Origin of the sequence: Mycobacterium europaeum, assembly GCF_002102155.1 — a bacterium.
Lineage (GTDB): Bacteria > Actinomycetota > Actinomycetes > Mycobacteriales > Mycobacteriaceae > Mycobacterium > Mycobacterium europaeum.
This window is the reverse complement of the sequence record NZ_LQOU01000009.1, coordinates 140,364-166,766: the sequence shown is the minus strand read 5'-3', so window position 1 is coordinate 166,766 and position 26,403 is coordinate 140,364. Positions and strand designations below refer to the sequence as shown.

The window sequence follows — 26,403 nt, the reverse complement described above, 5'->3', positions numbered from 1 at the left end:
GGGGCAACATCATGGATTTCTCTCGCGTCGAGCTGTCTCAAGCGGACGAGGCATTCCGCAACGAAGCGCGCACCTTTCTGGCCACGCACATGACCGAAGAGGTCAGGCGTCGGGACAGGGAAACCGGCGACAATTTCGACGAGAGCTTGCACCTGAAGCTCGGCGCCGCAGGTTATTTGGCGGCGGAGTGGAAGCCGGAATCAGACGGCGGTTTTCCCCGGGTGCGGCGCCGCATCTGGGAGCTGGAGAAGCGGCGGGCACACGTGCCATGGGTGACCTGGGGGACGACCGCGATGGTGGCCCGTTCGGTGGACAAGTTCGGGTCACCGCAACTGCGCGACGAAGTGCTACCGAAGGTCTTCAGCGGCGAGGTGCGGTTGTGCCTCGGCTACACCGAACCCGAAGGTGGCTCCGATGTCGCCACCTGCAAGACCCGCGCGGTACGGGAGGCGGACGGATCGAGCTGGGTCATCAATGGCTCCAAGATGTTCACCACCGGCGCCCATAACTGCCAATACGTCTTCCTGATCACCAACACCGCCCCGGATGCGCCGAAACACAAAAGCCTCACCATGTTCCTGGTACCGCTGGATTCGCCCGGCATCGAAATCCAGGGCATCCGCACGGTGGATGGCGATCGGACCAATATCGTCTACTACAGCGAGGTCCGTGTGGACGACAAGTATCGGCTGGGGGAGGTGAACGGCGGCTGGACGGTGCTGCGCGAACCGCTCAACGTCGAGCACGGCGCCGTCGCCGCCGCCCCGGACGGTCTGCAGGACACGTCGATCATGATGCATCAGGCCGGCTTTCTGTCCGAGGCGGTGGACAAGGCGGCGGCAGGCATGGCGCGGGCCGACGGCGACGGGCGCCGCCTCATCGACGACGCGTCGGTCGCGTATCGGCTGGGCCGCTGCGTTGCCCGACTGGAGACGGCGTTGGCCACCCCGAGCATCTTCGGCCGGGTCGCCATCGCACAAACGATGCGCGACATCTCCCCGGACCTGATGGACATTCAAGGCGCCGCGTCGGCGCTGCCGTACGGAACCGAGGCGGCCGCAGACGACGGTAGTGCCGAATACGCATACCGGTTCGCCCCACTGGTGGGAATCTACGGCGGCACGCTGGAGGTCTTCCGCAACATGATCGCCCAATACATGCTCGGGCTCGGTAAGCCCGCGTACGCGCCGCCGGTCAAGAAGGTCTCCTGACCCGACGCCGCCGGGTCGCTGCCTGGCGAACCCGGCCGGCCGTCAGCCGTGCCCGTAGATGATCCGCAGCATCTTGAGATTGATCCGGATGAAACGCCCGAACTGCACGAAGAGGTTCTGCCGCATCCGCAGTCTTGCCGGAGTCGGCAGCGGTGCGTCGGCGATGCGCTCGGCCGTCAGTGCGTTCACGTCCGCGTAGGATGTTTCGTCGTCCATCGAAGTGCCTTTCACTCGGGGATCAGCCACCAGAATGGGCGGGCTTTCGCCTTGTAGATGAAGAGATAGTGCAGCAGCAGCTTGATCCAGTGGCCGGCCAGGCCGAGCTCACCGGAGGTGCCGGCAATGTCACGACCCGTTTGCGGGTACTTCACCGGATCGGGTACCACCGGGAACATCGTCATGGCGGCGGCCGAGCCTTCCCGCAGACCGGTGCCCGCCGAGGCGACGCATGCGGCGCCCATGGTCGACATCGAGGCGCGGTGCGCAGCCGCGGTCGTTCCCTTGGTGATTCGATCGCGGATGGTCTCGGCAACTGTCTTGGCCATGATGCCCGACGGCATGCCGGTGCGCGGCGGGCTGGGCGTGATGACGGTCCCGTTGGGACTCGTGCGCGGCCGGGAGATGGGATGCGGGGGTGCAAACGCGATGCCCGGGGCGAAGATGTTCGGATAGGCCGTCGACTCGTAGGTGTGGGGCCAGTCCGCCGCGGACCATTCGTCATACGGTTTGCCCGAGTAGTCCGCGTCCACCTTCATGAAGCCTGACGGCGCGAACAGGACGGAACTGATGTCGTTGCCGTCCTTGTCGTATGCCGTCAGCGCGGCTCCCTTGAACGGCGGTAGGAGCATGGCGAAGTCGAAGTCCAACTCGTGCTCTTTGCCGTCGAGTTGCTCGTAGCGCAGCTTGCCGTCCATCACCTCGTGGACGCCGGCTTGGGTGATGGCTTTGACGCCGCGCTCACGGAACAGCGATTCCGTCCACAACCGGCTGGACTGCACGAAGCCCTGATCGACGAAGCTCATGCCACCGACGCCGAAGTCGCCCAGTTCGTACTCGTTCGTGAGGTAGACGACCTCGGCCAGGTCTCGCACGCCGGCGGCGCGCAACGTGTGCTCGACGTTGAAGGCGTACTCGAAGGCCGCGCCCTCGCAGGTGCAGGTGCCGTGTCCGACGCCGATGACCAGGCGCTGCCTCTCGCCGGCCTTCAGCCTGGCGATGACCCGGTCGAGCGCCTCGGCCGCCTCGACGGCGTGGGCCGCGGTGCACACCGAGTATGAGTGGCCGCCGGGGCCGAGCCCGGGCGTGGCCGCGAAGTTCAGGCGCGGTCCGGTGGCATTGATGAGGTAGTCGTACGTCATGGTGCCGCTCTGACCGTCGTGTTCCTCGTCGGTGTAGGTGAAGTCCACCGATGGCGCCGGCTGCTCTTTGGTGCCTTCCGGATGGATCGCGGTGGCAAACGCTTGATGAAATACGATGCCCTTGCGGCGATAGATGGGTCTGAGCGGGATGAGGACCTTGGCCGGATCCATGCGGCCCACCCCGACCCAGATGTTGGACGGGATCCAGTTCCAGTCGGCATTGGGCGAAATCACGACGACTTCGTGACTGCGGCCCAGCCATCGGCGAAGGTGTAGCGCGGCGGTATGCCCGGCGATGCCGGCGCCGAGGATGACGACTCGTGCCATGATGCTCCTCTGTTCCATACGCCGGCATCGACGCGCGGCGCGATTACCGCGCGTGGGAACGCCGGGCGCTCCGAGGCCAGATTGCGCGCCGCGGGGACGCGTTTCTAGGGCCGATGGACTCTATTGGCCGAGGTATATGCGCACCGAAGGAAAAATCAGCCGGACCGCGGGAATACCCCTACCCGTATAGGTATTGTACATGCCATGACTGAACACAACCACTACCAGCAGGTGCTGGACGACCTCAACCCCCAGCACCGTGCCCTGCGCAAGATGATCCCTGACGTGTACCGGGGTTTCGCCGAGATGAGCAACGGCGCACTGACCTCGGGCGCCTTGGACAAAAAGTTCAAGGAGCTGATCGCGGTGGCGATCGGGGTCGTCGCCGGGTGTGATGGCTGCATCGCATCCCACGCTCAGGGCGCGGCCCGTGCCGGCGCATCGAAGGAAGAGGCCGCCGAGGCGATCGGCGTCACCATCCTCATGCATGGTGGCCCGGCGACGATCTACGGTGCGCGCGCATACAGCGCATTTTGCGAATTCGCCGACAAGATCGCGGAGGACGCCGCTGGGCCTGCTCAATGAGCGGCCACCGCCGTGTCGATCCAATCCTCACCCTCAATTCCCGATAGGAGCAACCATGACCGTCAAGACGCTGACCGCCGAAGATTTCGAATCGACGGTACTCACGAGCCCCATTGTGCTCGTTGACTTCTGGGCCACTTGGTGTGGGCCGTGCCGGGCTTTCGCGCCGGTCTTCGAACGGTCCTCGCAGAGCCACCCGGATATCGTGTACGCCAAGGTGGACACCGACGCCGAGCGCGAACTCGCCGCGGCCGTAGGCATCCGCTCGGTGCCGACGATCATGGCGTTCCGCGACGGCATCCTCGTTTACAGCCAGCCGGGAGCGATGTCACCGGCCGTGCTGGACGACTTGATCGACCAGGTCAAGGGTCTTGACATGGAGCAGGTCCGTGCCAAGATCGCCGAGCGCAAAGCCGCTGTGAAGGCATAGTGGCGCAATCGTTTCGCCCTGGACAGTAGGGAGCAATCATGTGTTACGCCGTGCGCTGCCGGCGCTGCGGAAAGGTCACCTGGGCGGGGTGTGGCGCACACGCCGACAGCGTGATGAAACGCGTGCCCAGCGATCAACGATGCACCTGCGGCCAGAGCGCCGGCAGGTAGGGCCGCGGGCCGCCCCACCGGTGCTGATCGGCTGCGCTCAGGTCGTCAGGATGGTCGCCGCGGCCGTGCCCGGCGCCCCGTAGAGTTGGGCGAACCCGACGCGCGGCTCAGCGGCCACCTGGCGATCGCCGGCCTCACCGCGAAGTTGGCGCACCAGTTCGTGGATCTGCCGCAGACCCGACGCCCCGATCGGCTCGCCGTTCGCGATGAGCCCGCCGTCGGTGTTGATCGGCATGGAACCGCTTATTTCGGTGGCACCGTCGGCGAGCAGCTTTTCCTGCTCGCCGTCGGTGCAGAACCCGCACTCGGCCATGTGGATGATCTCCGCGCCGGCGTCGGTGTCCTGCAGCTGGATGACGTCGACGTCCTGCGGCGTCACACCCGCCTTCTCGAACGCGGCGCGGGAGGCGTACACGGTCGGGGAGAGGTCTTCGTCGACCGGCGCGAACGTCGTGTTGACCTCGTAGGCGCCATACCGGCGGGTGCGCACTTCGACCGCCCGCAAGAAGATCGGCGTGCGGGTGTAGCGGTGTGCGATGTCCGCCCGGCACATCACCACCGCGGCGGCCCCCTCGTCGGGCGCGCAGAACATGTACTGCGTGAGCGGGTAATTCAGCATCGCTGAATTTAGGATGTCGTCTTCGGACATCGGCTTGCGGCGGAAGGCATTGGGATTCATCGCGCCATTGCGAAAGTTCTTGGCGGCCACCCTGGCCAGCGTTCGGTGGGAGATGCCGTGATCGTGTAGGTACCGGTTGGCCTTCATCCCGAAGAACTTGGTCGTCAGGTACTGCCCGTTCTCGGCATACCAGCGCGGCATCCCCACCAGCGCCGGGTCCTCGGTGAAGGCGCCGCGCGGGTGCTTGTCCAGGCCGATGGCGATCCCGAAGTCGTAGTCGCCCAACCGGATACCGTCGGCGCAGGCCTTGGCGGCACTGGCCGCGGTCGCGCAGGCGTTGAACACGTTGGTGAACGGGATGCCGGACAGCCCGACCATCGCGACGATGGCGTCGGGATTGGCCACCGTCCAGCTGCCGCCGGTGGCGGCCTGGATGTCTCGCCATTCGATGCCCGCGTCGGCGATCGCGAGTTGGATGGCGTCCGCGGCCATCGCCATGGCGGACTTGCCCTCGAAACGACCGAACGGGTGCAGGCCGACGCCGATGATCGCCACGTCATTCACGCAATGGCTCCCGAGTCCTTCAGTTCCTCGATGCGGTCCCAATCCATGCCCAGTTCCATCAGCACGATTTCCGTGTGTTCGGAGGCCTGGGGCGCTCGCGTGGTCACCAGGGGCTCGTGGTTGAACTGCACCGGGCCGCGCACGACCCGGAAAGGCTTCCCGCCGCCGGCGAGTTCGACCTCGCTGATCATGTCGTTGGCGAGGGCCTGTTCGTCGTCGATCAGGTCGAGCAGGCTTTGGAACGGCGCCCACTGACCCCTCATCGTCTTCAGGTGTTGCCGCCAATAGTCGAAGGGCTTGGCCGCGAAGGCCTTTGCGATCAATTGGGCAGCCGCGTCGGCATTCTGGATCAACGGGAGCACGTCGGAGAAGCGGGGATCGTCGGCCGCCTCGGGGATGCCGAGGTGCTCGAACGTGTCGCGGATCAAGCCGGTCGGGCTGATGATGCACAGGTTGATGGTGCCGCCGTCGGAGGTTTCGTAGTTGCCCATGAAGGGATTCACCGACGCTGCCGAACCCGGCATGGGCGTGCGCATGACTTCGCCGGTCTCCATGCCCTGGGTCACGCTCGCCCCGGCCGCCCACCAGGCCGTGCTCAACAACGACACGTCGAGCTCGAGGGCTTCGCCGGTGCGCTCGCGATGCAGCAACGCGGCCGAGATCCCACCCGCGATGAACATGCCGCCGATGGAGTCACCGAACGCGGGGATGCCTTGTCCCAGTGCGCCGCCCAGCTCCTCGGGCGTCAGCGCGTACCCGATGCCGCTGCGCGTCCAGAACGCCGTCCCGTCATAGCCGCCCGTGTCGCGCTCGGCGCCCTTGTCGCCGTATGCCGAGCCGCGTGCGTAGACGATGTTCGGGTTCACCGCGCGAATGTGTTCCACGTCGAACTTGTGTTTCTGCCGTTGTGCCGGCATGTAATTGGTGAGGAAGACGTCGGCGGTCTTGGCCAGTTCGTAGATCACTTCCTGGCCGCCCGGGGTGGAGACGTCGACGCCGACGCTGCGCTTGCCCCGGTTGGGATGCTCCATCAGCGGGTGCCGCTCGGGGTCGACCTGGATGCCGCCCATGTTGACGAAGCCGCGCTGGGTGTCGCCGCGCAACGGGTGTTCGACCTTGATGACGTCGGCGCCCCAATCGGCCAGGATGGCACCCGCCGCCGGGACGAAGGTGAATTGCGCAAGTTCCAGGACCCGGAAGCCCGACATAACTTTGGTCATTTCAGGACCATATCCTCACCCCTACTTCGCGTCGAACGTCACGGGAAGCGCCGTCGGTGAGCGAAAGGGCTGGCCGTGGATGTGCGGGTCGTCGTCGGTGAGCAACCGGACATTGGCCACCCGGTCCAGGAGGCATTCGACCGCGACGCGGGTCTCCAGCCGCGCCAGGTGCAGCCCGAGACATGTGTGCTCGCCGGCGGCGAAGGAGATGTGCGGCAGCGGCGTGCGGAAGATGTCGAATTCTTCGGAACGTTCCCAGCGCCGCTCGTCGCGGTTCGCCGACCCGATGCACACACCGACCACCGAACGCGCTGGGATCTCGACACCTTCCAGCTCGGTGTCCTCGGTGGTGAAGCGCTGGACCGTGGTCAGGGGCGTCTCGAAGCGCAACCCCTCCTCGATCGCCTGCGGCAACAGCCCGCGGTCGGCCTGGACCGCGGCGAACTGGTCCGGGTGGGTGAGCAGCAGGTACAGCAGGTTGCCCGATGACCGGTACGTGGTCTCCAAGCCGGCCGGCAGGAGCAGCCGCAGGAAGGAGTAAATCGCTTCCTCGCTTAGCTTTTCGCCGTCGATCTCCGCCGTGACCAGGTCGCCGATGATGTCTTCGGTGGGACGGGATCGGCGCAGTGCGATCTGCTCGAGGAAGTAGTCCTTGAGCGCGGCCGACGCCTCGAAGGCGTACTCGTAGTCGACGTGGTAGCTGATCAGCTGCACCGCGCGCTTCCGGAACGTCGACAGGTCGGCGGCGGGCAGCCCCAGCAGGCGGGCGATGACGCGGGTGGGGAATTCGAACGTGAATTGCCGGACCAGGTCGGCTTCGCCGGCGCGCGCGAACTCGTCGATCAGGGCGTTGCAGATAGGCCGCACAATGGTGTTCTCCCAACGGGCCAACGCCTTGGACTTGAACGCCGCGGACACCAGGTTGCGGTGGTCGCGGTGCTTCTTTCCCTCCATCGCCAGGATGGTGGGCCCCATGAACAGGCCGATGGTCTTGTCGTACGGCGCGGAGCTGAACACCCGGCCGTCCCGGAATACCTTGTTCACCGCATCGAAGGACACCGCGGAGAATTCGCGCTTGGGGATCAGCGACTCGGGCGTTTTGGAATAGTTCATGACCGTCCCGCGGAACACCCCGGACGCGCGGCGTTTCCGGGCGAAGAACGGATAGGGGTCACGCAGGCTGACGGTCTGGCCATCGGCACCGGCTGCCGCGGGCAGGTTGGTCGTCACCCTAGATCTCCAGCATCGTCAGCGGGAACGGCAAGGCGCCGTGCGTAAGATCATACTGTAATACCTACAGTAGACAATATGGGCGCCCGGCGCGGTGTCAGCCGTTGGCCGCCTGTTCGCGCGCCCACCGGTAGTCGGCCTTGCCGGACGGGCTGCGCTCGATTGCCGCGCGGAACACGATCGCCTTGGGGAGCTTGTAGCGGGCCAGCGATTGCGAGGCGTGCGTGACCAGTTCCTCGGCGTCGGCGTGGGCGCCGTTGGCCAGCGCGACGACGGCCACCACCTCCTGGCCCCAGCGTTCGCTAGGCCGTCCGGCGACCACCACGTCGGCGACCGCCGGGTGCGACGCGATGGCGGTTTCGACCTCCTCGACGAAGATCTTCTCGCCGCCCGAGTTGATCGTCACCGAATCGCGCCCCAGCAATTCGACGCTGCCATCGGCGTGGTGGCGGGCCCGGTCACCGGGAATCGCGTATCGCACACCGTCGATGACGGGAAACGTCTTGGCCGTCTTGGCCGCGTCGCCGTTGTAGCCCAGCGGAACGTAACCGCGCTGCGCGAGCCAGCCCATGCCGTCGTGACCGGGTTCCAGGATGGCGGACAGGTCCTCGGCCGCCACGAACGTGTCCGGCCCAGCATTGAAGGTGCCGGTCGACACCGCGCCGGACGTCGACATGTGGTGCATCTGTGCGCCCGTTTCCGAGGAGCCGACGCCGTCGACGACGACGGCGTTGGGGAGCGCTTCGATCAATCGCTGCTTGACGTAGGGGGTGAGCAACGCGCCCCCGTTGGCGACGACCGCCAGCGACGACACGTCCGCGGTTCCCTTCTCGATGGCGGCGACCAACGGGCGGGCCATCGCGTCACCGACCACCGTCACGACCGTCACCCGTTCGCGTTCGATGGTGCGGACGACGTCGTCGGCGTCCATCCGGTCCACGATCGAAGGGAAGACGACGGATTGCCCGGTCGTGATCGCGGTCATCACGCTCCACTGGGCCGCGCCGTGCATCAGCGGCGGCAGGACCATCAACTTGGTGCCGGGGCCGGCGGACACCCCGGCCGTGATCGCCTCGACGGATCCAAAGGGCTCGCCGGTCATCAGGTTGCGCCCGCCGAAGGACGTCATGAAGATGTCGTGTTGGCGCCACAGGACGCCTTTCGGCATTCCCGTCGTGCCGCCCGTGTACAGGACGTAGAGGTCGTCGGGTGAGTGTTGAACCGGGGGTGGCGTCGGCGCGCACGAGGCCAGGGCGCTCTCGTAATCCACTGCGCCGTAGATCAACTCGTTGCCGGAGTCGTCGGCGATCTGAATCAGCACGCGCAGCTGGGGCAGATCCGGCAGGATTTCGGCCACCCGCGGCGCGAACGCGGCGTGGTAGATCAGCGCGGTCGCCCCCGAATCCGCCAGCAGATACTGCAGCTCGCTCTTGACGTAGCGGAAATTGACGTTGAACGGCGCGACGCGGGCCCCGAACGCGCCGAGCAGCCCCTCGACGAACTCGTTGCCGTTGTAGGCGTAGATGCCGAGAAGGTCCTGGCCGACCTCGTGACCGTCGAGCGTGGAGCGTTCGGTGTGGCAACCCAACCCGCGCGAGTGCAGGTATGCGGCCAGACGGGTGGAGCGTTCGATCACCTGCTCATAGGTATAGCGCCGGTCCCCTTGGACGATGAGCTCTCGATCGGGGATTGCCGCGGCCACGGCCCTCGCGACGGCCGGTACCGTGAATGTCGTTGGGGTGTCTGACATCATGCCTTTCACGGCTGGTGGGGTAGCAGGCGAACCATCAAGCCGTTGGCTTCGCTGAGCAAGGTTCCATCGGTAGCTGTCATAGTAGCGTCAATGAAAACTTTCCTGCCGTCGATGCCGGAGATTCGTCCCTGGGCGGTCAACGGCTCGTCGATCGGGGTGATCTTGCGGTAATCGACGTGCAGGTAGGCCGTGCGGGTGGGCCGGATGCCCGCGGTGGACACCACCATGCCGAGCAGCCAGTCGTAGAACAGCGGGATCATTCCACCGTGCACGGCCCGGTTTCCGCCGATGTGCGCGGTGGTGAAATGGCCGGCCATCGTCACGCCGTCGGGACCTGACTCGGTCACCATCCAGGGCGGCATCAGGGGATGGGCCAACCCCGGCAGGCTCAGCACCCGGCCGGCTACCGACTCGGTCTCCGGGACCTGGTGGTCGTTCAACAGCGCGCAGGCGTTCTCCAGGTGCGCGGTCGCGGCGGCCCAGAGCGCGGGGTCAGGCTTGGTGGACACGGTCAGGTCCTGCAGGCGGCGCAGAGCGGCGACGAACGGCCCCAGTTCCTCGGGAGCGTCCTCGACGGGCTTGACGTCGGGAAATCCGCCCCGAACCTCCGGCGCTGTTTCCGTCATCGCGCTGCTTCGCTCGGCTGCCACGCTTGAAGCAGTTCGTCCGTGGTGGTGATGGTCGCGAGCAGCGACAGGGTGTTGGTGATGATGGCTTCTCCATACTCGGTGGGGATGCCGGCGACGGCATCCCGGGGAACGACGACGCGGTAGGCGGCGTTGACGGCGTCCATGACGACGTTGGGAATGGCGATGTTCAGCGATACCCCCACGACGACGATGGTGGAGACGCCAAGGTTCCGCAGTATGGCGTCCAGGTCGGTGCCCCCCATCGGCCCGACGCCGTGCCAGCGGCTGAGTACCAGATCGCTTGGCTCCGGCCCTAATTCGGGAAGGACAGCCGCCCCGGCGCTCCCCGGGGCAATGTCGAGTCCGCCTTTTCCGGGGCCCCGGCCCCGACTGAAGATCTTGGCGTTGTGGTTGGAACCGAGCCCGTCCGGCCGTCGCTGCACTACGCAGTGCACGACGCGTACCCCGGCCGCCCGGGCGGCCGGCAGCAGCCGCACGATGTTGGGTAGCGCGACCCGACGGGCTTCCGTTGCCAGCATCGCCAGCCCGGCGTCCGGGCCGATGACGGCCCCCTGGCATTCCTGCGTGACGATCGCGGTGTGCTCGGGCGACGCGAGGTCGTTGAGTGGCGTCATGCCGGCACGTCGTAGAACTGGGTCGCCCATTTTCGCAGTGCCATATAGCCTTTCGCGTCGACCTTGGAGAGCGCCGGATGCTCCACGTACTTCTGGTAGCGCCAGATTCGCAGATCGTCGAAGACCGTGGACAGGAACTGTTTTTCGATGACGTCGCGCAGCTTGCCGTGCGGTACCTCGGAGGTGTCTCCGGGGACCCGCGGCCACCAGATCGAGTAGAACAGGTCCGAACACTCGTCGTCGACCGGCGTGCAGGTGAAGATCAGCCGGTGGTTCTGCGCCCCCTCGAAGACGCTGATGGCCCCGCCGAGGCCGAACAGGTGGCTGTGGAACCGCAACGCGAGATCCTCGGGGTTGTCGCTGCGCGCGTCCGGCCATCCCGCGACGAACTGCCACTCGTGGTCGACGATCTTCCAGTCCAGCACCGGTGGCGTCACCGTGGCGTGGTGCACGTACTCGAAATGGGCGCTGTCGGGTGCGTTCTCCGCCACGATCTGCGGGTGAACCGGCTCGCGCTCCGCGCGCCGGGAGAACTCCGGATACGCGCGGTAATAGGCCGCCGGGTCGGTCTCGAATTGGGGGAACTTCCCGAAGATGTCCGGCATCTCCCAGTGCGGGTCCTTGCCGTCTGGCTGGTGCCAGATGAACACGCAGTCGTACTGCTCGTGCACCGGGTACACCCGCAGCCGCAGCGCGCGGTTGGGGCGGTCCGGTTGGTAGGGGATGTAGCGGTTCGTGCCATCCGGTCCCCAGCGCCAGCCGTGGAACGGGCACTCGACACAGTCGCCGAGCACCTTGCCGCCGTGGCCGATGTGTGCGCCCAGGTGCTTGCAGTGCGCCTCGAGGACGTGCAATACGCCGAACTCGTCGCGGTAGGCCATCAGGTCCTCGCCGAAGTAGTGCAGCGGCCGCGCCTCGCCCACCGGGAACTCTGGCGACCACCCCACCATGAACCACCCGGTGACCTTCCAGGTGAACGGCACTTTCACGCCGGCGCCTCCGATTGCCTGATACTAAGCCCGTTACAGTATAGATTTCAGCAGTCCGGCCCGTGCACGGCAAGGAGCGAAATGACACAGCCACCGCGCTCGTGGCGCCGACGGTGCTGTTCCATCCGTCGTGCAACCCGTGGTACAACGGCGGCAATGCACCCGGCCATGAGCGGATGTACATGGGCTACGCCTGCGGAATGCCCGAATACCGGCGTCACTGCGAGGGAGTCGCGGCCGCCGGCTGCACCTGTTTCAAGCCGGCCCAGGTGGACGGCATGTCGAACGTGACGCGCGGTCTGGGGTTGGCCCGGGAGGCGACCCGCGAGCTCGGCATGTTGCTGCCCCGCACGGTGTCCGGCCTGAACGAATCGACGGGGTGGGCTCCGGTGTCACCGCGCGGCCTGCGACAGTTCGGTGAGGTCATGCTGGACGAACTTGTGCTGAGCGGCTTTTCGCTGCTCGGGGGGAGCCCGGCGGCGACGCGTTCCCTGGATGGCTGCACGGCGGCGGCAGAGGAGTTGTCCGCTTTGGGTCTCGACCGCGCGCACCGGGACCCGCCGCCGCTGCGCGCAACCTCGTTGCGGCGGCGTCGGATCGGCAATCTCGCATACGAGCGGATGGCGTTCGAGCACGATCCGGCGTTGCCGAAGACGCTGGAAGCCGAGGGCCTGGGTGGCCCGGCGAGGGCCGTGGTGCACCTGTGCCGGCACCGCGACGGCCCGAGGCCGTGGCTGATCTGGGTGCATGGCGCCGGTCAGGGCGGTACCGAGGACCTGTTGCTGAGCCGGATCGGCCGGATACATCACCAGCTGGGATTCAACGTCGCGATGCCGGTGCAGCCCGGTCACGGCTGCCGGCGCCGCGAATGGCCCGCCTACCCCGACATAGACCCGCTGGGCAACGTCGCCGGAATGATGCGGGCGGTGTCCGAGATCCGCGCGGTGGTGCGATGGGCGAAGCCGCAGGCCACTGCGGTTGCGGTAGCCGGGATTTCGATGGGAAGCCCGGTCGCGGCGCTGGTTTCCCACCTGGAGAGGCAGATCGATGCCGTCGCGCTGTATACGCCGATCCTGGGGCTCAACGCGATGATCGCGCGGCACCTGGGGCGTCGGGGATCGTCCCGCGCCGAATTCCGGGACTTGTTGGCGTCCCCGGAGGTGGCGCAGCTGACCTCGGTGATCGATCCCCTGCGGGTGGATCCGGCGCCGCCGCCGGACCGCCGGCTGATCGTCGGCGCGTGGCACGACCGGATGGCGATGCGCGAGCCCGCGGAAGCGTTGCAGGAGCGCTGGGGAGGCCAGCTGTACTGGTACGACGGCAGCCACGTCGGACACGTCTTCTCCCGGCGGGTCCAGAAGGTGACCGACCGATTCCTGCGCGGCGTGGCGGGCTGATGGCGGCGACGCGTACCGCCCGTGAGGTGGTCGAGCTCTACAACCTGGTCGTCTGGAACGAGCAGAACCTGACCCTGGCGGGGGAGTTGTTCGCCGACATCGTGATCCGGCACGAGGTGGGGGAGTCGCACACGCTCACCCGCGAACAGGCCGTCAATCGCGTCAAGGACGTCTGGGCGATGTTCGACACGTTGCGCTTCGATCTGAAGATCGTCGCCGCAGGCGACGACGGCCAGCACGTCGCGATCGTCTACGACTCGTCGATGACCACCAAGGACGGCACCGAAGCCAACGTCGGCAGCATCGAGGTGTTCCGGGTCGTCGACGGAAAGATCACCGAGGTCTGGAACTGTGGCTACCGGCAAGGAGTGTGGAGTTGACCGATCGCACGCTTGATGAATTGGGCTACTACCTGCTGGCCGGTGCCGGCGGCGAGGGCCCGGCAACACTGATCGACGAGGCGCGCCGCGGCGAGGAGCTGGGCATGGGCACCGCGTTCATCTCCGAGCGCTGGAACGTCAAGGAGGCGTCGTCTCTCACCGGGGCCGCCTGCGCCGTGACCACCAGGATGCAGATCGCCACCGCCGCAACCAATCACAACACCCGCCACCCGCTGATCACCGGATCGTGGGCGACCACCATGCACCGGCTCTCCGGTGGGCGCTTCACGCTGGGCATCGGCCGCGGCATCGCGGCGATCTACGGGGCGTTCGGCATACCGGCGGTCACCACCGCGCAGATGGAGGACTGGGCCCGGGTCATGCGCCGCCTGTGGCACGGGGAACTGATCGTCAACCACGACGGCCCGATGGGCAAATACCCCATCCTGTTCCTCGACCCGGACTTCGACGAGGACATCCGGTTGGCGCTGGTGGCGTTCGGGCCCAAGACACTCGAGTTGGGCGGGCGCGTGTTCGACGACGTCATCCTGCACACCTACTTCACTCCGGAGACGCTGCAGCGCTGCGTCAAAACCGTCAAGTCCGCGGCCGAAGAGGCCGGCCGCGACCCCGACGGCGTGCGGGTGTGGTCCTGCTTCGCGACGGTGGGTGACCACCTTCCCGAGGAGCTCCGGCTGAAGAAGACGGTCGCACGCCTGGCCACCTACCTGCAGGGCTATGGCGACCTGATGGTGCGGACCAACAACTGGGATCCGGCCGTGCTGCAACGCTTTCGGGAGGACTCGGTGGTGACGTCGATCGCGGGTGGCATCGACCACAAGGCCACGGCCGGCCAGATCGAGCACATCGCGACGTTGATCCCCGACGAGTGGCTGGAGCCATCGGCCACCGGATCGGCCCGGCAATGCGCGGACCGGGTCCGCAAGGAGTTCGACTACGGGGCCGACGCGGTGATCATGCACGGGGCGACACCGGACGAACTGGAGCCCGTGATCGCGGCGTATCGGGCAGGGCGGTAGCGCCCGTCAGGGCATGATCACGGTCCGGCTGACCGGTTCGGCGGCAGCCTGCCTGCTGGACAGGCCGCGTCGCAAGGCGGCGAGTAGCGCGTCGCGCGTCTCTCGGGGATCGATGAGCTCGTCGAAACCCATGTGTTCGGCCGAGCGGTAGGACGCTTGCAGTTCGGCGTCGCGCAGCTTCGCCGTCAGGTCCTCGCCCGCGTGGGACGCGCGACTCAGCGCCGCCGCGCTCATCGCGCCCATCGTCGCCCCCGGGTACGCGAACGTCGCAACCTGGTGGTCGAAGCCCAACAGCGACATGACCATTGAGCCGAAACCGTACGCTTTGCGCAGCGTGACGTGCAGCTTCAAGGTGGTGGCCGCGGTCTGGGCGGCGAACATCCGCCCGCCGGCGCGCAGCACCCCGCTGCGCTCCGAGCGGCTGCCGGGCAGCATCCCGGGGTTGTCGGCGAGGAAGACGATCGGCAAGTGAAACGAGTCGGCCACCATGATGAAGTGCGCCGCCTTGTCCGCCGCGTCCGCGTCGATCGAGCCGGCAATCACCTTGGGCTGGTTGGCCACCACCGCGACCGGATGCCCCCCGAGATGGGCCAGCGCGCAGATGATCGCCTTGCCGAATTGCGGCTGCACCTCGAACCAGTCCGGGCGGTCGAAGATCACGTCGAGCACGGCGCGCATGTCGTACACGCGGCGGTTGTCCCGGGACACGATGTCGAGCAGTTCCGGTGTGTGCCGCGGCTCGCCGGCCCGGTCGGCGGGCAGCGGCGACGGGTACGACCAGGCGCTGGGCGGGAAGTAGGACAGGTAGCGGCGGATGTCGTCGAGCACGTCTTCGTCGTCCTCGGCGACGTTGTGAATCACCCCGCTGGGCAGCGCGACATCGGGGCCCCCGAGGTCCTCTTTCGAAATATCTTCGCCCGTGGACTCTTTGACGACCGGCGGGCCGGCGGTGAAGATGGCGCCCTGCCTGCTCATGATGCGAAAGTCGCACACCGGCGCGACGAGCGCGCCATGCCCGGCCGAGGGGCCGAGCACGGCGGCCACGGTTGGAACGCGCCCCGAGCACTGCGCCTGGGCGAGCAGGTCGGTGGGGGTGCGCCCGTAGTGACCGCCGGTTGGCCGAAACCCGGCGCCCTCGAGCAGCATCACCAACGGAATCTTGTCGCGCAGTGCGAGTTCTGCGATGCGGTAGCGCTTCGAGTTGCCGCCGGGTCCGATGCTGCCGGCCATGGTGGTGAAGTCCTCGGCGCCGAGCATGACCGGCGAGCCGTTGATCAACCCGGAGCCGACCACGATCCCGTCGGCGGCGACCTGGCCCCCGACCAGGGTGCCGATCTCGCGGAACGACCCCGGGTCGAGCAGGCGGTCGATGCGCGCGCGGGCGTCGAGCTTGCCCTTGCCGCGGTGCTTGTCGAGCCGCTCCGACCCACCCATCTCCCGCGCGTGCTGACGGCGCCGCCCGAGATCGTCGAGCGTTTCTCCCCAGTCCTGGGTGTTCGGCATGCCTATGTCCTACCTCATGGGGTTTCGTCGCGCGACTGGTTCGATGGTGGCGACCCGCCGCGCCCGGCTGCGCCGCGCTTGCGATCTCCACCTGGTTCGATGGTGGCGACCCGCCGCGCCCGGCTGCGCCGCGCTTGCGATCACCACACCCGCAGGGTCACATACTGGATTGCTTACTGTAAAGTTACCCGCATGGCCGATGCCGCCCGCCTCAAGGTCGACGGGGGCATCCCCAATGAACTGGCACGGGCGACCGATGCCGCGGTCGCCCTGGAGCGCGGGGGATATGACGGCGGCTGGACGGCGGAGACCAGTCATGACCCGTTTCTGCCGCTGCTGCTGGCGGCCGAACACACGTCGCGGCTCGAACTAGGCACGAACATCGCGGTGGCGTTCGCCCGCAATCCGATGATCATCGCCAACATCGGTTGGGACCTACAGGCGTACTCGCAGGGCCGGTTCATCCTCGGCCTGGGCACCCAGATTCAGCCCCACATCGAGAAACGCTTCAGCATGCCGTGGAGCCATCCCGCCCGCCGGATGCGCGAATTCGTCTCCGCCCTGCACGCCATCTGGTCCGCGTGGAAAGACGGCGGCACGTTGCGCTTCGAGGGCGATTTCTACACGCACAAGATCATGACCCCGATGTTCACGCCGGAACCCCAGCCCTATCCGGCGCCCAAGGTGTTCCTCGCCGCGGTGGGCGAAGCGATGACCGAGATGTGCGGTGAGGTGGCCGACGGGCACCTCGGTCACCCGATGGTGTCCAGGCGCTACCTCGACGAGGTGACGATGCCGGCGCTGCAGCGGGGCATGCAGCGCGGCGGCCGCGACCGTGCCGACTTCCAGGTGTCGTCCGAGGTGATGGTGGCGACCGGCGAGAACGAAGCAGAGCTGGCGGCGGCGATGGCGGCTACCCGAAAACAGATCGCCTTCTACGGATCCACGCCTGCCTACCGGAAAGTGCTTGGGCTGCATGGCTGGGGCGACCTGCACACCGAGTTGAACCTGCTGTCCAAGCAAGGTCAATGGGACGCGATGGGATCGCTGATCGACGACGAAATGCTCGCGACCTTCGCGGTCGTGGGCCCCGTCGACGCAATCGGCGCCGCGCTGAAACGCCGTTGTGCGGGCGCGGTGGACCGCGTGCTGCCGATCTTTTACGACGCCTCTCCGGCCTGTATCGCCGCCGCAATGAAGGAGTTTCGCCAGTGAGCACAACGACGATGGATGACGCCGGACGGTTATTGGCTGATCCGCTGGCGTACACCGACGAGCGTCGACTGCACGCGGCGCTGACCCATCTGCGCGCCACCGCCCCGGTGTCGTGGGTCGAGGTGCCGGAATACCGGCCGTTCTGGGCGATCACCAAGCACGCCGACATCATGGACATCGAACGCGAGAACATGCTGTTCACCAACTGGCCCCGTCCCGTCCTGACGACGGCCGCGGGCGACGAGATGCAGGCGGCCGCGGGTGTGCGCACGCTGATCCACCTCGACGATCCGCAGCATCGGGTGGTGCGTGCGATCGGCTCCGATTGGTTCCGCCCAAAGGCGATGCGGGCGTTGAAGGTCCGCGTCGACGAGCTCGCCAAGATCTACGTCGACAAGATGATGGCCGCAGGTCCCGAGTGTGACTTCGTCCAGGAAGTCGCGGTCAACTACCCGCTTTACGTGATCATGTCGCTGCTGGGCCTGCCCGAAGCCGACTTTCCGCGCATGCTCAAGCTGACCCAGGAATTGTTCGGCAGCGACGATTCGGAATTCAAACGCGGCACCACCAACGAGGATCAGCTCCCCGCGCTGTTCGACATGTTCGGTTACTTCAACGGGGTGACGGCGTCGCGCCGGGAGCACCCGACCGAGGACCTGGCGTCGGCGATCGCCAACGCCCGCGTCGACGGCGAACCGCTGTCGGACATCGACACCGTGTCGTACTACCTCATCGTCGCCACCGCCGGCCACGACACCACCAGCGCAACCATCTCGGGCGGCCTGCACGCGCTCATCGAAAACCCGGACCAGCATGCGCGACTGCGCGACAACCTCGACTTGATGCCGCTGGCCACCGAGGAGATGATCCGCTGGGTGACCCCGGTCAAGGAGTTCATGCGCACCGCCACCGAGGACACCACCGTCCGCGGGGTGCCCATCGCGGCGGGGGACTCGGTGCTGCTGTCCTACGTGTCGGCCAACCGTGACGAGGATGTCTTCGCCGACCCGTTCCGCTTCGACGTCGGGCGCGACCCCAACAAGCACCTCGCCTTCGGCTACGGGGTGCACTTCTGCATGGGCGCGGCACTGGCCCGCATGGAGGTCAACAGCTTCTTCACCGAGCTGCTGCCCAGGCTCAAATCCATTGAGCTGACCGGGGAGCCCGAACTGGTGGCCACCACCTTCGTGGGCGGTCTCAAACACCTGCCGGCCCGCTACACGCCCGCGTGAGCACCACCCGGGGTGAGCGACCCGCTTAGGCGGCGTGTGCGACGATCGCGGTCGTTAGGCTCCCCGCGGAGGACGAGGCAATGACCCGTAAGACGATCGTCATCACCGGTGCCAGCGACGGCATCGGCGCCGCGGCGGCACGCCGGTTGCGCCGCGCGGGGGCGAATCTCGCTGTGGTCGGACGGACCGAAAGCAAGGCCGCCGCCATCGCCGCCGAACTGGACGCGGCCTATTTCGTGGCCGACTTCGCCGATTTGAACCACGTGCGGGCCCTGGCGGACAAGATCCGCTCGGAGTGCCCGCGCATCGACGTGCTGGGCAACAACGCCGGTGGGGTTTTCAGCAGGCTGCACCGGACGGCGGACGGACATGAGATCACCTTTCAGGTGAACTACCTGGCGCCGTTTTTGCTCACCACACTGTTGCTCGACGTGCTCGTGGTCTCGCGCGCCACCATCATCAACACGTCGAGCTCGTCGCAGCGGCTGCTGCGCAACGTCACCCTCACCGATTTCGACACGACGGGCCGGCGCCGTCCGAGCACCGCCTACGCCCTGGCAAAACTCGCAAATGTCTTGTTCACCAAGGAATTGCATCGGCGCTACCACGCCGACGGGCTCTCGGTCGCGGTGGTGCATCCGGGTTTTGTCAACACCAACATCGGTCATTCGTCGGGATCCCGGTTCCTGACCACGATGCAACGCACCCCGGTGAGCCGGCTCATCAAGACCCCGGATCGAGGTGCCGACCAACTGGTGTGGCTGGCCTCGAGCACGCCCGGCATCGACTGGTCCTCCGGCGAGTACTACTCGAACGGCAAGATCGCGCGTGCCAATCGCGCGGGCGACGATCCCGTGCTCGCGCGCGAGCTGTGGGATCGGACCTTGGCCAAACTCGCGTAGGCGACCACCGGAGCCAGCAAGAGGGCGGCCCGCCCCGCGCACAATTCGATACCCATTGGTATCCACTCGATACTGAGGAGTATGCTACGGGCTATGTCGCCAGTCAAGCCGCGCCGAACCCGCCCCACCCGCGACGAGGTTCGCGACCGGATCCTGGACGCGGCGTCGAAGGTGTTCGCCGCCGAAGGGTTCGCCGGTGCCACCATCGACGCGATCGGGCAGGCCGCGGGCTTCACCAAGGGCGCGGTCTATTCGAATTTCGAATCCAAGGACGAACTGTTCCTGGCTCTCGTCGACCGCCAGTTCGAGCTTCGCGGCGAGCAGATTGCGACCGCGCTGGACCGCAGCGGCGGCGACACCGGCGCAGCCGCACGCGAATTGAGCAGATCGGTGCTCGACACAGTTCGCGACCATTCCGACTATTACGTGTTGTTCGTCGAATACTGGTTGCGCGCCCAGCGCGACCCCCAGCTGCGCGAGCGCCTCATCCGGCGTCGCCGCGCCGCTGCCGCCGACCAAGCGCTGCACATCGTCGGATCGACCACCTCCGTGGCGTCCGATCGGGAGCTCGCCGACCTCGCCCAGCTCGTCGTCACGATCAACCTCGGCATCGCGATGGAAGAGGTCCTGCGTCCGGGGGCCATGAACCCCGACCTGCTCACGCAGCTGATCACCGCAGCGCTGGAATCGGTCCTGGTTTCCACCGATCAGGGAGAGCCTCACGATGGATACAAATGACATGCAGGACGCTGCGGCGCCGGTGATCATCGCCCGCGGTTTAGGCGTCGACGGCGAGCACGGCCCCCTGTTCTCGGATATCGATCTCGCGCTCACACCGGGTTTTCACGCGATTCAGATGCCCGGCGGACCTGGCCAGACCACGTTGCTGCTGACGCTCGCGGGACGTTTCAAGCCGAGCCACGGCACGCTGAACGTCCTCGGTGAAACAACCGCGCGCGCGATCCGCCGACACTGCTCGATCGCGGCCTTCGAAGACATCGACGACCTGGAGGAATCGGTGACCGTGGAGACCGTGCTCGCCGAGCAATCCCGTTGGCTGGCGCCGTGGTACTCATCGGTGCCGGTGCAATCGGGTCCGGCCGAGCTGGCCGAGGTCTTCGGCGAGATACCCCCGCCGTCTCACCACACCTACATCGTCGAATTGTCAGACCTGGAACTGTTCTTGCTGCGAATCACGCTGGCGTTGCTGTCGAATCGTCCGATCCTGGTGGTCGGCGACCTCGAACAGGTTCGTGACAATTCTCGGCGAGCGATCGCGGCCGACCGACTCGGCGTGATCGCGAAGCGGCGCACCGTCGTTGTCGGGGTGACCAACCCGCTCGGCACGGATGCGCCCGACCATGAACTACACGATCACCGCATCCTGACCGGAGAGGACTGAAGATGCTGGCTGGACTCGCCTTCGGCTCGGAGATCAAACGTTTCGGCCGCAGCCGATTGACGCGCGTGGCCATCGTCGTGCTGATGCTGTTGCCCCTGGTTTATGGGGCGCTGTACCTGTGGGCATTCTGGGATCCCTTCGGCCACACCAACAAGATGCCGGTCGCGCTGGTCAACTCCGACCGCGGCGCCGTCGTGTCCGGGCAGCAGTTCAACGCCGGCGCGGAGATCGCCAAGAGCCTCACCGCGGACGGCGGTTTGGACTGGCACGTCGTGGACTCGCCCGAGGCACGCAACGGAGTCGACCACGGCAAGTACTACTTCATGGTCGAGTTGCCGCCGGACTTCAGCGCGGCGATCGCATCACCGGTGACCGGACAACCCAAGAAGGCCAACCTGATCGCCGTCTACAACGATGCCAACAACTACATCTCGACGAGCATCGGTCGCACCGCCATCAGCCAGGTACTCAACGCCGTGTCCAGCCGCATCTCGGGACAAGCCGTCAATCAGGTTCTGTCGATAGTGGTTTCGTCGGGATCGGGCATCAAGCAGGCCGCCGACGGGGCGGCTCGACTCGATGACGGCGCCGGCCAGCTGGTGGCCGGTCTGGATACCGCCCGTTCCGGCTCGGCAACGCTTGCCGCTGGGGCCAAGCAACTGTCAGACGGAATCAACCAGGCCACCGATCCCCTGCTCGCGGTGACCAAGGCGTTGTCGCAAATCGGCGGCAGCACTGAGCAACTGCAACAAGGCGCAACCGCGCTTCAGCAGGCCAACGACCAGATCGGTGCCATCGCCACGGCGCAGGATGCCGCCGCAAACTCGCTTTCGCCGGTGATCGATCAGCTCTCCGCACGACAGGATCCGCTGGCAAACAACCTGCGCGCCATTCAAGATCAGCTTCGGGGTCACCAGTTCACGCCCCAGATCCGCCAGCAGCTCACCGATGCGCAGAACGCGGCGATTTCCTTGACGTCGGGGTTGCGCACCCCGGGCAGTCCGCTCGCGTCGACTCTCGACCAGGTCGGCAGCAAGGGACAGGACCTGACGAACAAGCTCACCCAGCTGCGCGACGGAGCTCAGCAGGTTGCCACCGGCAACGCCGAATTGGCCGGCGGCATCGTCAAACTCGACGACGGCGCACGACAACTCAAGACCGGATCGGCCGAGCTGGCGACCAAACTCGCCGACGGCGCCAAGCAGGTGCCCAACTGGACCACCCAGCAAAAGGATGCGGTCGCCGACACCATCGGTGGTCCGGTACAACTGAAGGCTTCACATGAGAACGCCGCGCCCAACTTCGGCACCGGGATGGCTCCGTTCTTCCTCACGCTGGCCTTGTTCTTCGGTGCCTTGGTGTTGTGGATGGTACTGCGGCCGTTGCAGAGCCGCGCGATCGCCGCGGAGGTGCTCGCGATCCGTGTGGTGCTCGCCAGCTTCCTGCCTGCCGCCGCGATCGCGGTATGCCAAGCCATCATTCTCTACTGCGTGGTCCGGTTCGCCCTCGGGGTGCACGCGGTGCACCCGGCGGCGATGCTGTGGTTCATGATGTTGATTTCCGGCGCATTCGTGGCCGCGACGCAGGCGATCAACGCGCTTGTCGGTCCGGCGGTGGGCCGGGTGCTGATCATGGCCCTGCTCATGTTGCAGCTCGTCAGCGCGGGCGGCATGTATCCCGTGGAAACCACGTCACGGCCTTTCCAGGTCTTGCACCGCTTCGACCCGATGACCTATGGCGTCAACGGACTCCGGCAGCTCATCCTCGGCGGCATCGACGCCCGCCTATGGCAGGCGATCATCGTGCTGGCTGGGATAACGGCTGTCGCACTGGCGATCTCCTGCCTGTGCGCGCGAAGAGACCGCGTCTGGAATCTCAGCAGGCTGATCCCCGCGATCAAGATGTAGGCGAACGCCCGCGTCAACGATCGACGTTGCATGATGGTGGACAGGCTGCGCAATCGAGAGGAAGCCGATGTTGGGTGTTCACCATGCCGCGATCTGTACCGCTGACGTAGAGCGCTCGAAGCAGTTCTGGCGCGACGGCCTCGGAATCGCCGAACTGTTCGACCACACTTTCACCGGGGATTGGCCAGAACTGTTCGGCGCCAAGACCGACCGGTTGCAGTCGATATTCCTGGGCGATCCCCAGGCACCCGAAGCCGGCATCGTCGAACTGGTCGTCCTCGCCGGCGCCGACGAGGCGTTGGTGCCGCCCCAGCGTCCGCGGCACGGCTTCTTTCTGCTCTCCCTGCAGCGTGACGTCGACGAAACGCTCGCCACGCTCGCCGAATTGGGATTCGCCGACGGTGTTCATCGAATCACCATGCCGGCGCCCGGCGGAAAGACGGTGCCGATGGCCGTCGTCACGGCGCCCGATGGCGTACTGGTTGAGCTGATCGGACCTGCGCAATGACGGCCCTGGTGACCGGAGGCGCGTCCGGGATCGGGCGCGAAGTCGCCGCGCGACTGCGCGAAGCGGGGCATGACGTGGTGGTGTGGGACCTCGCCGGTGCCGACATCGCCTGCGACGTCAGCGATCCCGAGGCGGTGTCGGCCGCCATGGCGCAAACCGTGCGTGACCACGGCGCGCCCACCCGGATCGTCACCTGCGCCGGCGTCGGTGCCTCGGGCCTGCTGCTCGAGCAGGCGCCCGCGGAATGGAACCGCGTGTTGGCGGTCAACCTCACGGGCACCTGGCTGACGATCCGCGCCGCGGCGCAGGCCATGATCGACGCCGGGGTGGGCGGTTCGATCGTCGCCGTCTCCAGCATCAGCGGCACCCTCGCCGACCGCGATATGGGCGCCTACTGCGTGTCCAAGGCCGGGGTGGACATGTTGGTGAAGGTGGCCGCGGCGGAGTGGGGCGAGCGCGGCATCCGGGTGAACGCCGTCGGCCCGGGTGTCACACGCACGCCGATGCTGGCAAAACCCGAGCAACTGCCCGGCTGGGTGGAGGCCCTGTCCGAACGGACCGCGCTCGGCGGCCTCGGGAACGCCGTCGACGTCGCCGGCGCGATCGTGGGCGTCCTCGAATTGCCCTGGGTGACCGGCCAAGTCGTGCATGCCGACGGCGGTCTGGCGCTGCACAGCCCCATCGATGCATACGGCCAATTGCAGCGGGTGATGGGCCGAAAGGGACTCAGCTGATCCCGAAATCGATGATGCCGCGGACGATCTTGCCGTTGCGAAGGTCGTCGTAGGCGTCGTTGATCTCCTCGAGCTGATAACGCCGGGTGATCATCTCGTCGAGCTGGAGCTGCCCGGTTTGATAGAGTCTGGCCAGCCGCGAGATGTCCGCCCTCGGGTTGCACGAGCCGAATATCGTTCCCGCCAGCGTCTTGTTCATCAGGATGAAGTCCTGCAGATCGACCTTTACCGACCGGGTCAGTTGTGAGGTCATCCCGGTGAGCACGCACGTCCCGCCCTTGCGGGTCAACTTCAGCGCATCACGCACATCCTCGGCGGTGATCAGCGAAGGCGAGACCACCACGGCGTCCGCCATGACGCCGTATGTCAACTCCCGCACCTTGTCTTGCGCCTCGGCTGCCGTGGCGGCGGTGTGGGTCGCGCCGAACCGCAACGCCGATTTCTGCTTGAATTCCACGGGGTCCACCGCGACGATCTGCGCGGCGCCGCTGATCCGCGCGCCCTGGATCGCGCCGGTGCCGATCCCGCCCGCGCCGATGACGACGACGGTGTCACCGCCCCGCACCCCGGCGCGATTGGCGGCCGAACCGTAACCGGTCGGAATGGCGCACGACAGCAGCGCGCATGGCGCCAACGGCAGCTGCGGCTCGATCTTCACGAGTGAATTCGTCGACACCACAGTGTGTTCGGCGAACGCACCGACCTTGGACAGGTGCCCCAGCGGCCGGCCGTCGGCGGTGTGGTGACGGAACGTGCCGTCGGTGGGCATGCCCGGCGTCAGGGTGAAAGCGCCGACGTCACAGATGTACTCCATGCCCGTCGCGCACCAGCGGCACTGGCCGCACACCGCGACGAACGACATCACCACGTGGTCACCGGGGGCGAAATCGCGCACGCCATCGCCGACTTGGCGCACGATGCCCGAGCCCTCATGTCCGCCGATCGTCGGGAACATGGCCGGCAGGCCGAGGGATCGCATCACCTCGTTGGGTGCCGACATGTCGCCGTTGAGGATGTGGTCGTCGGAGTGGCACAGACCGGCCGCCGCCATCTCGACCAGGACTTCGCCGGCGCGGGGCGGATCGAGCTCGAATTCCTCGACGGACCAGGGCCCGCCGACGTCGTGCAGGACGGCCGCGCGGCTTCTCATGCGGCCGGGGAGAACGTGACCGGAAGCTTGTTGGGGGAGCGGAACGTCAGCCCGACGATCCTGGGCTCCTGGCCGGTGCCGTCGTCGGCCACGAAGGCGAGGTCCTTGACGCGGTCGAACAGGCTGTTCAGCATGACCCGCGTCTCGAGCCGGGCCAAGTGCATGCCGAGACACATGTGGATGCCGCCGGCGAACGCGATGTGTGCTTGTCGCGGCCGGCGGATGTCGAAGGTGTTCGGGTCGGTCCAGCGGGTGTCGTCCCGGTTGGCCGAGCCCATGCACATGTCGATCTGCGCGTCGGGCGGGATTGTCTTGCCGCCGATTTCGACCTCTTCGGTCGTGGTCCGCATGACCATCGTCAGAGGGGTCTCGAAGCGCAGGCCCTCTTCGATCGCCATCGGTATCAGCGACCGGTCCTGGTAGACGAGCGCCAGCTGCTCGGGGTGGGTCAGCAACAGGTACAACAGGTTGCCCGACGACCGATAGGTGGTCTCCAGCCCGGCGGGCAGCAACAGCCGCAGAAAGGCGATGATCGCCTCGTCACTGAGCTTTTCGCCGTCGATCTCGGACGTGACCAGGTCGCCGATGATGTCGTTCGTGGGTTTGCGGCGCCGCTGCTCGACCTGCTCGAGGAAGTAGCCGTGCAACTCCGCCGCCGCGTTGAGGCCGGCGACGATGTCGGTCGGGATCGAGATGAGGTCGAGGGACAACCGCCGGAAGAGGTCGAGATCTTCGGGGGGCAAACCGAGCAGGGTGGAGATGATCCGGGTGGGGAATTCGAACGTCACCGCCTTGACCAGGTCGGCGTGGCCGTCGTTTTTGATCTCGTCCACCAATTGATCGCACACCGGTCCGATGACCGACGGCTCCCAGCGTTCCAGCGCCGTGGCGCGGAAGGCCTTGGCCACGAGGTTGCGGTGGTCGTGGTGTTCCCTGCCGCCCATCGCCAGGATGGTGTGTCCCATCACCAAACCGATGGTCTCGTCGTACTTGTGGGAGCTGAAGATGCGGTCGTCGCGGAACGCCTGGAACACCGGGTCGTAGCCGAACAGCACCCACTCGTCGTTGGGCCGCAGCTCTTCGGGCATCTGCGAGTGGTCCGCCAGTGCGCCGTGCCAAACCGGGTCCGTGCTCCTCATGTATTCGAAGAACGGGTACGGGCTGGTTTCGCCGGTGAGGTCGAGCGCGACGGGCTGGTTGGCGGGGTCGGTGCTGAGCGTCATCAGCGCTCCTCCTGAACAGCCGGTAAGCGGATTGGATACGCGGGGAATATCGCTATCATAGTATAAATAGCAACTAAGCCCAACGGCTTG

Annotated in this window: 26 protein-coding genes and 1 pseudogene; 15 read left to right on the top strand and 12 right to left on the bottom strand. The window is 66.6% G+C overall.

The window, feature by feature from the left end:
* The first annotated feature begins 11 nt into the window (after positions 1-11).
* Complete coding sequence (locus AWC03_RS03735; protein ID WP_085239169.1) at positions 12-1,211, top strand: acyl-CoA dehydrogenase family protein; 1,200 nt, start codon at positions 12-14, stop codon at positions 1,209-1,211.
* Between the two features lie 42 nt (positions 1,212-1,253).
* On the opposite strand, the gene AWC03_RS27235 is transcribed toward AWC03_RS03735, so the two are convergent.
* Positions 1,254-1,427: a hypothetical protein gene (locus AWC03_RS27235; RefSeq protein ID WP_158089947.1), complete on the bottom strand. Its 174-nt coding sequence runs from the start codon at positions 1,425-1,427 to the stop codon at positions 1,254-1,256.
* A gap of 11 nt (positions 1,428-1,438) precedes the next feature.
* Positions 1,439-2,896: an NAD(P)/FAD-dependent oxidoreductase gene (locus AWC03_RS03730; RefSeq protein WP_085239244.1), complete on the bottom strand. Its 1,458-nt coding sequence runs from the start codon at positions 2,894-2,896 to the stop codon at positions 1,439-1,441.
* Positions 2,897-3,100: 204 nt separating this feature from the next.
* On the opposite strand from AWC03_RS03730, the gene AWC03_RS03725 reads away from it, so the two are divergent.
* Entirely contained in the window at positions 3,101-3,481 is a 381-nt protein-coding gene (locus tag AWC03_RS03725; protein WP_085239168.1) for a carboxymuconolactone decarboxylase family protein, read from the top strand.
* A gap of 55 nt (positions 3,482-3,536) precedes the next feature.
* Entirely contained in the window at positions 3,537-3,911 is a 375-nt protein-coding gene (gene trxA, locus AWC03_RS03720) for a thioredoxin (RefSeq protein WP_085239167.1), read from the top strand.
* 207 nt (positions 3,912-4,118) lie between these two features.
* Here the strand turns inward: trxA and AWC03_RS03715 are convergent, their stop codons facing one another.
* The 7 genes from AWC03_RS03715 to AWC03_RS03685 all read right to left on the bottom strand — a co-directional run bounded on the left by AWC03_RS03715 (position 4,119) and on the right by AWC03_RS03685 (position 11,720).
* Positions 4,119-5,264, bottom strand: coding sequence for a thiolase family protein (locus tag AWC03_RS03715; protein WP_085239166.1), 1,146 nt, complete (start codon positions 5,262-5,264; stop codon positions 4,119-4,121).
* Positions 5,261-6,472, bottom strand: a complete 1,212-nt coding sequence (locus tag AWC03_RS03710; RefSeq protein ID WP_085239243.1) for a CaiB/BaiF CoA transferase family protein — start codon at positions 6,470-6,472, stop codon at positions 5,261-5,263. Before AWC03_RS03710 ends, AWC03_RS03715 begins: the two co-directional genes overlap by 4 nt.
* Positions 6,473-6,505: 33 nt before the next feature.
* Positions 6,506-7,714 (bottom strand): cytochrome P450, encoded by a 1,209-nt coding sequence (locus AWC03_RS03705; protein WP_085239165.1) that lies wholly within the window; start codon positions 7,712-7,714, stop codon positions 6,506-6,508.
* A 97-nt stretch (positions 7,715-7,811) separates the two neighbouring features.
* Positions 7,812-9,464: an acyl-CoA synthetase gene (locus tag AWC03_RS03700; RefSeq protein ID WP_085239242.1), complete on the bottom strand. Its 1,653-nt coding sequence runs from the start codon at positions 9,462-9,464 to the stop codon at positions 7,812-7,814.
* 8 nt (positions 9,465-9,472) lie between these two features.
* Positions 9,473-10,093 (bottom strand): PaaI family thioesterase, encoded by a 621-nt coding sequence (locus AWC03_RS03695; protein ID WP_085239164.1) that lies wholly within the window; start codon positions 10,091-10,093, stop codon positions 9,473-9,475.
* Positions 10,090-10,731, bottom strand: coding sequence for a cysteine hydrolase family protein (locus AWC03_RS03690; protein WP_085239163.1), 642 nt, complete (start codon positions 10,729-10,731; stop codon positions 10,090-10,092). The genes AWC03_RS03695 and AWC03_RS03690 overlap by 4 nt, the downstream gene beginning before the upstream one ends.
* Positions 10,728-11,720 (bottom strand): Rieske 2Fe-2S domain-containing protein, encoded by a 993-nt coding sequence (locus tag AWC03_RS03685; RefSeq protein WP_085239162.1) that lies wholly within the window; start codon positions 11,718-11,720, stop codon positions 10,728-10,730. Before AWC03_RS03685 ends, AWC03_RS03690 begins: the two co-directional genes overlap by 4 nt.
* A 92-nt stretch (positions 11,721-11,812) precedes the next feature.
* On the opposite strand from AWC03_RS03685, the pseudogene AWC03_RS27380 reads away from it, so the two are divergent.
* The 4 genes and pseudogenes from AWC03_RS27380 to AWC03_RS03670 form a co-directional block, all read left to right on the top strand.
* Positions 11,813-11,986 (top strand): annotated as a pseudogene (locus AWC03_RS27380) (cyclohexanone monooxygenase); the annotation flags it as partial.
* A 12-nt stretch (positions 11,987-11,998) separates the two neighbouring features.
* Positions 11,999-13,117 (top strand): alpha/beta hydrolase family protein, encoded by a 1,119-nt coding sequence (locus AWC03_RS03680; protein ID WP_085239241.1) that lies wholly within the window; start codon positions 11,999-12,001, stop codon positions 13,115-13,117.
* On the top strand, positions 13,117-13,497 hold the full coding sequence (locus AWC03_RS03675) for a nuclear transport factor 2 family protein (protein ID WP_085239161.1): 381 nt from the start codon (positions 13,117-13,119) through the stop codon (positions 13,495-13,497). Before AWC03_RS03680 ends, AWC03_RS03675 begins: the two co-directional genes overlap by 1 nt.
* Complete coding sequence (locus AWC03_RS03670) at positions 13,494-14,537, top strand: TIGR03857 family LLM class F420-dependent oxidoreductase (protein WP_085239240.1); 1,044 nt, start codon at positions 13,494-13,496, stop codon at positions 14,535-14,537. The genes AWC03_RS03675 and AWC03_RS03670 overlap by 4 nt, the downstream gene beginning before the upstream one ends.
* Before the next feature lie 6 nt (positions 14,538-14,543).
* Here the strand turns inward: AWC03_RS03670 and AWC03_RS03665 are convergent, their stop codons facing one another.
* Complete coding sequence (locus AWC03_RS03665; RefSeq protein WP_085239160.1) at positions 14,544-16,040, bottom strand: acyl-CoA carboxylase subunit beta; 1,497 nt, start codon at positions 16,038-16,040, stop codon at positions 14,544-14,546.
* A 192-nt stretch (positions 16,041-16,232) separates the two neighbouring features.
* Between AWC03_RS03665 and AWC03_RS03660 the strand changes: the two genes are divergently transcribed.
* From AWC03_RS03660 to AWC03_RS03625, 8 genes are all read left to right on the top strand, one after another.
* Complete coding sequence (locus tag AWC03_RS03660) at positions 16,233-17,255, top strand: LLM class F420-dependent oxidoreductase (RefSeq protein ID WP_085239159.1); 1,023 nt, start codon at positions 16,233-16,235, stop codon at positions 17,253-17,255.
* An 11-nt stretch (positions 17,256-17,266) separates the two neighbouring features.
* On the top strand, positions 17,267-18,487 hold the full coding sequence (locus AWC03_RS03655; protein WP_085239158.1) for a cytochrome P450: 1,221 nt from the start codon (positions 17,267-17,269) through the stop codon (positions 18,485-18,487).
* An 80-nt stretch (positions 18,488-18,567) separates the two neighbouring features.
* Complete coding sequence (locus AWC03_RS03650; protein WP_085239157.1) at positions 18,568-19,389, top strand: SDR family NAD(P)-dependent oxidoreductase; 822 nt, start codon at positions 18,568-18,570, stop codon at positions 19,387-19,389.
* Between the two features lie 81 nt (positions 19,390-19,470).
* Complete coding sequence (locus AWC03_RS03645; protein ID WP_085239156.1) at positions 19,471-20,127, top strand: TetR/AcrR family transcriptional regulator; 657 nt, start codon at positions 19,471-19,473, stop codon at positions 20,125-20,127.
* A complete protein-coding gene (locus tag AWC03_RS03640) occupies positions 20,114-20,791 on the top strand; it encodes a hypothetical protein (protein ID WP_085239155.1) in 678 nt (225 codons plus the stop codon). The genes AWC03_RS03645 and AWC03_RS03640 overlap by 14 nt, the downstream gene beginning before the upstream one ends.
* A gap of 2 nt (positions 20,792-20,793) precedes the next feature.
* Positions 20,794-22,698 carry a YhgE/Pip domain-containing protein gene (locus tag AWC03_RS03635; protein WP_085239154.1) on the top strand — a complete coding sequence of 635 codons (1,905 nt, stop codon included), beginning with the start codon at positions 20,794-20,796 and terminating at the stop codon, positions 22,696-22,698.
* Between the two features lie 67 nt (positions 22,699-22,765).
* Positions 22,766-23,206, top strand: coding sequence for a VOC family protein (locus tag AWC03_RS03630; protein WP_085239153.1), 441 nt, complete (start codon positions 22,766-22,768; stop codon positions 23,204-23,206).
* Positions 23,203-23,940 carry an SDR family NAD(P)-dependent oxidoreductase gene (locus AWC03_RS03625; protein WP_085239152.1) on the top strand — a complete coding sequence of 246 codons (738 nt, stop codon included), beginning with the start codon at positions 23,203-23,205 and terminating at the stop codon, positions 23,938-23,940. Before AWC03_RS03630 ends, AWC03_RS03625 begins: the two co-directional genes overlap by 4 nt.
* On the opposite strand, the gene AWC03_RS03620 is transcribed toward AWC03_RS03625, so the two are convergent.
* Both AWC03_RS03620 and AWC03_RS03615 read right to left on the bottom strand, forming a co-directional pair.
* Entirely contained in the window at positions 23,933-25,090 is a 1,158-nt protein-coding gene (locus AWC03_RS03620) for a Zn-dependent alcohol dehydrogenase (RefSeq protein ID WP_085239151.1), read from the bottom strand. The genes AWC03_RS03625 and AWC03_RS03620 overlap by 8 nt on opposite strands.
* Positions 25,087-26,313 carry a cytochrome P450 gene (locus tag AWC03_RS03615; RefSeq protein ID WP_085239150.1) on the bottom strand — a complete coding sequence of 409 codons (1,227 nt, stop codon included), beginning with the start codon at positions 26,311-26,313 and terminating at the stop codon, positions 25,087-25,089. The genes AWC03_RS03620 and AWC03_RS03615 overlap by 4 nt, the downstream gene beginning before the upstream one ends.
* Positions 26,314-26,403 lie beyond the last annotated feature (90 nt).